The 5255-nt window shown below is 73.9% G+C and carries 3 protein-coding genes and 1 pseudogene; 2 read left to right on the forward strand and 2 right to left on the reverse strand.

Features of this window, described 5'->3' with window-relative positions:
• Both G3I40_RS47810 and G3I40_RS44345 read right to left on the reverse strand, forming a co-directional pair.
• Nucleotides 1–225 (reverse strand): annotated as a pseudogene (locus G3I40_RS47810) (hypothetical protein); the annotation flags it as partial.
• Nucleotides 226–906: 681 nt separating this feature from the next.
• Complete coding sequence (locus tag G3I40_RS44345; protein WP_164560448.1) at nt 907–2265, reverse strand: SWIM zinc finger family protein; 1359 nt, start codon at nt 2263–2265, stop codon at nt 907–909.
• A 182-nt stretch (nt 2266–2447) separates the two neighbouring features.
• Between G3I40_RS44345 and G3I40_RS44350 the strand changes: the two genes are divergently transcribed.
• Together G3I40_RS44350 and G3I40_RS44355 are read left to right on the forward strand one after the other, a co-directional pair.
• On the forward strand, nt 2448–3566 hold the full coding sequence (locus tag G3I40_RS44350) for an AAA family ATPase (protein WP_164560449.1): 1119 nt from the start codon (nt 2448–2450) through the stop codon (nt 3564–3566).
• The coding region (locus G3I40_RS44355) for a DUF5682 family protein (protein WP_164560450.1) at nt 3563–5255 on the forward strand (1693 nt) is incomplete at its 3' end. The genes G3I40_RS44350 and G3I40_RS44355, both read left to right, overlap by 4 nt.

The raw sequence follows: 5255 nt of genomic DNA on the forward strand, positions 1-5255 counted from the left end.
TGGGCGCGGATCGGTGGCGGCGGGGTCGGGTGGGGTGGCGGCCGGGGCCGGGCGCAGGCCTGCGCGGCGGCGGACCGTCTGCAGCGCGGTCTCGTCCAGGAGTGCGCCCGGGGGTGTGGACGAGCGGCGTTCAGTGCCCAGCAGGGCGGTGGTCACCAGGTCGTCCCAGGGGGTGGGGCGCGCCGGGGATGGAGACGTGGGCGGGGTCGTCGTGGCTCCGGGCATGTGGACCTCTCTGTCATGGCGTGGTCGGGGCTGCGGTGCTGGGTACTGGCGTGTGACCCCTGTTCTTGTCGTGGGGCGGGCCGGGTTGTCACGCCGGTTGGTCGGTGGGTGGGGCGGGCCGGGTCGTCATGCCGGTGGTCCGGGGGTGGTGCGGAGCCGCGTTGTTACGCCGGTGGTCCGGGGGTGGTGCGGGGCCGGGTCGTTACGCCGGGCGTCCGGGGGTGGTGCGGGGCCGGGTCGTTACGCCGGGCGTCCGGGGGTGGTGCGGGGCCGCGCCGGGGTGCCTCCTCGGCCGGATTGGTCTCCACGCCACCTGGGCGCCTACGGCGCGGCGTCCTGGGCTTGGTTCCTGCGGTGTCCTGCGGGGGCACCCCGACACGGCCCCTCCCGTCGTCCAGCGGCTGACCCCCGGTGGGGCTTCCCGATCGGCTGATCCCCGGTGGGGGGTTCCCGATCGGCTGAGCCCCGGTGTGCGTTCGGATTGGCTGTCCCCAGGTGGGGTGTTCGGGTCGGCGGGCCTCGGTGAGGCGTTTGGATTGGCTTATCCCTGGTGGGGTGTGCGGATCGGCCTGCTGCTGTGGGGCGTTCGGGCGAACCGTCTCGGAGGCCTCCTCACCTCGGTGGGGCGTTCAGGTGTCCCGTTTTCGTGGCGGGTCGTGTTGTGCGCGGCTGAACGGGGGGTCAGAGAGGTATGACCTCGGGGGACGCTCGTGTCCATGTCGACAGGGGGCGGAAACCGGTGTGGCCGCACTCGCCGAAGACCGTCACCGGGGCGCCTGCCGAGAGGGCGACCAGGCGCCACAGGCCGGGGGAGGTCGCCGCGGGAGTGGTCAAGGGCAGCGCCGACTTGCCCTCGGCGTCCGCCAGTTGCCAGCCGCCGTCGGGGGACGGGGTCGGTATGACGTCCGCCAGCGTCACTGGCCAGGACTCCAGCCACGGGTCGGCCGCGAGTGCGTTCCCGTAGGACGTGAGGGCCTGCTCTGCTTCAACTCCCGGTGGGCGCACGGTGCTTGGTCCTGGAGCGGTGAAGCGCTCGCCGAGGTCTGCTCGGAGCGTCGCCGCTCCGGGGTGTCCGGTGACGGTCGCGTCCAGGGCCAGTCCGGTCGGCAGTGCCAGGGACGGGGCGCGGCCCGCTGCCCCGAAGGACAGGAGCAGGGCGGTGCGGGCCGACTCCGAGCCGTACAGCCATATGCGGCGTGTGGTGAGGTGGCCGTCGGTGGTGTCGTACTGGGACAGGATCAGCCAGTGGTCCCGGAGCGGGGCCTCTGTGGGCGATGCGGGCAGGCCGATCCGGGTGCGGACCGTGGCCGCCAGGTCGGCGGGCAGCGTGTCGCGGTGCAGCCAGCCCTGGTCGAGGAGGTGGAGCAGGGCGCACTCTTCGAGCAGGCGCATCGGCCAGCCGGGTCCGGACGCCGGGATCGACCCCAACTCCCTTACGCGCGAGGCCAGACCGGGCGCCTGGGCGTCGACCATGCGGGCCGCCGTCTCCTCCCACATCCCGTATCCCGCCCGCTCCGCCTGGGCGAGGCCGCCGCGGAGCAGATCGGTGAGGCGCTGCTCCAGCTCCGTGGCCCCCGCGGTGATGCGCTGCGCGCGCCGCTCGGCCCTGCGGCGGACGGCCTCCGGGTCGGCCGGGGCGCTCGTGGCGGGCGCGGCCGGAGCGTCCTCCTGCGCCTCGGCCTGTTTCCTGCGGCCGGCCAGCCATTGCTCCGCCCAGTCCGGGGGCGTCTGCCCGGCCGGTACCTGTGTCTGCCCGCCCGCCCAGAGCAGCAGCAGCCCGAGCGCGTGCTTGCACGGGAACTTGCGGCTCGGACAACTGCATTTGTACGCCGGGCCCTTCACGCCGCCGATGTCCACGATCGTCTGGTACGGCTTGCTGCCGCTGCCCTTGCACAGTCCCCATACCGCCCCCTCCTCCGCGCTCCCCGTCCCCGACCAGGGCCCGGCTGCCCCGAGCTTGCTTCCCGCCTTGCGTGACGAGGCGTCAGGCGCCAGTGCCAGCACCTGATCCGTCGTCCAGCGCACCCCCTGCTGAGTCATGTCTTCGACGGTAGGTCCCGGCACTGACAATTTGCGGGTGAAGCCGTCTGACCTGCGGTGATCGAAGGGGTGAGGTCGATTGTCAGTGGCGTGGTGCACGGTGGAACCCATCACGCGGCGAGGCGGTCGACTCCTCGTCGTGGTGGTTCGAGTTGGGCGAGACAGAGGGGTGGGGGAGAGCCATGACCGTTTCCGTCGAGGACCACACCGGGCAGGCCGGGGAAGAGGCGCTGCGGCCGCACGCCGAGAGCGCGTTCGCGGGTGAACTGGCGGCGCTGGCGGCGCAGGACGACCGGCCGCGACCGGCCCGCTGGCGCCTCTCGCCCTGGGCCGTGGCCACGTATCTGCTCGGCGGCACGCTGCCCGACGGCACGGTGATCACGCCGAAGTACGTCGGACCGCGGCGCCTCGTTGAGGTGGCGGTGACGACGCTCGCCACCGATCGGGCGCTGTTGCTGCTGGGCGTGCCGGGCACGGCCAAGACGTGGGTGTCGGAGCATCTCGCCGCCGCCGTCAGCGGCGACTCCACGCTCCTCGTGCAGGGCACGGCCGGCACGCCGGAGGAGGCCATCCGGTACGGGTGGAACTACGCGCAACTGCTGGCGCACGGCCCGAGCCGGGACGCCCTCGTGCCCAGCCCCGTCATGCGGGCGATGGCGGAGGGCATGACGGCGCGGGTCGAGGAGCTGACCCGCATTCCGGCGGACGTCCAGGACACGCTCATCACGATCCTGTCCGAGAAGACCCTGCCGATACCGGAGTTGGGGCAGGAGGTGCAGGCCGTGCGCGGGTTCAATCTCATCGCCACGGCCAATGACCGGGACCGCGGCGTCAACGACCTGTCGAGCGCGCTGCGCCGCCGGTTCAACACGGTGGTGCTGCCGCTGCCCGCGAGCGTCGAGGCGGAGGTCGACATCGTCTCGCGCCGGGTCGAGCAGGTCGGGCGTTCCCTGGAGTTGCCGAGCACGCCCGAGGGGATCGACGAGATCCGGCGGGTCGTGACGGTCTTCCGCGAGCTGCGGGACGGGGTGACGGCCGACGGCCGTACGAAGGTGAAGTCGCCCAGCGGCACCCTGTCGACGGCCGAGGCGATCTCGGTGGTCACCAACGGCCTCGCGCTGTCCGCCCACTTCGGGGACGGAGTGCTGCGGCCGTCGGACATCGCCGCCGGGATGCTCGGCGCCGTGGTGCGGGACCCGGCGGCGGACCGGGTCGTCTGGCAGGAGTACCTGGAGGCCGTGGTGCGCGAGCGGGACGGGTGGAAGGACTTCTACCGCGCCTGCCGTGAGGTGAGCGCATGACGGGGCCGCTGCTGCTCGGCGTCCGGCACCACGGGCCGGGATCCGCGCGGGCGGTACGGCGGGCACTGGAGGCTGCCGGGCCGCGCGTCGTCCTGATCGAGGGGCCGCCCGAGGCCGACGGTCTCGTGCCGCTCGCCGCCGACGAGGACATGCGGCCGCCGGTCGCGCTGCTCGCCCATGTCGTGGACGAGCCGGGGAAGTCGGCGTTCTGGCCGTTCGCCGAGTTCTCGCCCGAATGGGTCGCCGTTCGCTGGGCCCTGGAGCACGCGACACCGGTCCGCTTCATCGATCTGCCCGCCGCGCACAGCCTCGCGATCGCGCAGGCCGAGGAGGCCGAGGACGCGCAGGAGGAAGTCCGCGTCGATCCCCTGCGCGTGCTCGCCGAGACCGCCGGGTACGACGACGCGGAGCGCTGGTGGGAGGACGTCGTGGAGCACCGTGAGGGCGACGCCTTCACCGCCCTCGGCGAGGCCATGGGCGCGCTGCGCGAGTCGTACGGGGACGGCGGGCACGGCCGGGACCTGGTGCGCGAGGCCCATATGAGACTGCAACTGCGCGGCGCGCAGAAGGAGTTCGGGCACGGCGAGGAGGTGGCCGTGGTGTGCGGGGCGTGGCACGTGCCCGCACTGCGGCACAGGACCACCGTCGCCGCGGACCGCGCCCTCCTCAAGGGACTGCCGAAGGCGAAGGTCGACCTGACGTGGGTGCCCTGGACGCACAGACGGCTCGCGCGGGCCAGCGGATACGGGGCGGGGATCGAGTCGCCGGGCTGGTACGGGCACCTGTTCGGCGCCCCCGACCGGCCCGTGGAGCGCTGGCTGACCAAGGTCGCCGGGCTGCTGCGCGAGGAGGACCGGATCGTGTCGTCCGCCCACGTCATCGAGGCCGTGCGGCTCGCGGAGGCGCTCGCCGTGATGCGCGGGCGGCCGTTGGCCGGCCTGACGGAGACCATCGACGCGGTACGGGCGGTCCTGTGCGAGGGCTCGGACGTCCCCCTGTCCCTCATCCACGACAAGCTCGTGGTCGGTGACGTGCTCGGCGAGGTGCCCGAGTCCGCGCCCGCCGTCCCGCTGCAGCGCGACCTCACCCGGCAGCAGCGCACCCTGCGGCTCAAACCGGCCGCGCAGGAACGGGAGGTGGACCTCGACTTGCGGGGCGACACCGACGCAGCGCGCAGCCGCCTGCTGCACCGCCTGCGGCTGCTCGGCATCGCCTGGGGCGAACCGGCGAGGTCGGCCCGCGGTTCCACCGGCACGTTCCGGGAGACCTGGCGGCTGCGCTGGGAGCCGGAGCTCTCGGTGCGGGTCGCGGAGGCCGGGGTGTGGGGGACGACCGTACTCGCCGCGGCGAGCGCCAAGGCCGAGTCGGACGCCATCGGCGCGCGTGCCCTCGCCGAGGTCACGGCCCTCGCCGAGCACTGCCTGCTGGCAGGCCTGTCGGACGCACTGCCCGTCGTGATGCGGGTCCTCGCCGACCGCGCCGCCCTGGACACGGACGTCGGCCACCTCGCACAGGCCCTGCCCGCCCTGGTCCGCGCCCTGCGCTACGGCGATGTGCGCGGCACCGACACCAGTGCCCTCGCCGGAGTGGCCACCGGCCTCGCCGAGCGGATCTTCGTCGGGCTGCCCCCGGCCTGCGCGGGCCTCGACGCGGACGCGGCGGGGGAGATGCGCGGCCACGTCGACGCCG

The sequence above is a fragment of the Streptomyces sp. SID14478 genome, assembly GCF_010548525.1.
GTDB lineage: Bacteria > Actinomycetota > Actinomycetes > Streptomycetales > Streptomycetaceae > Streptomyces.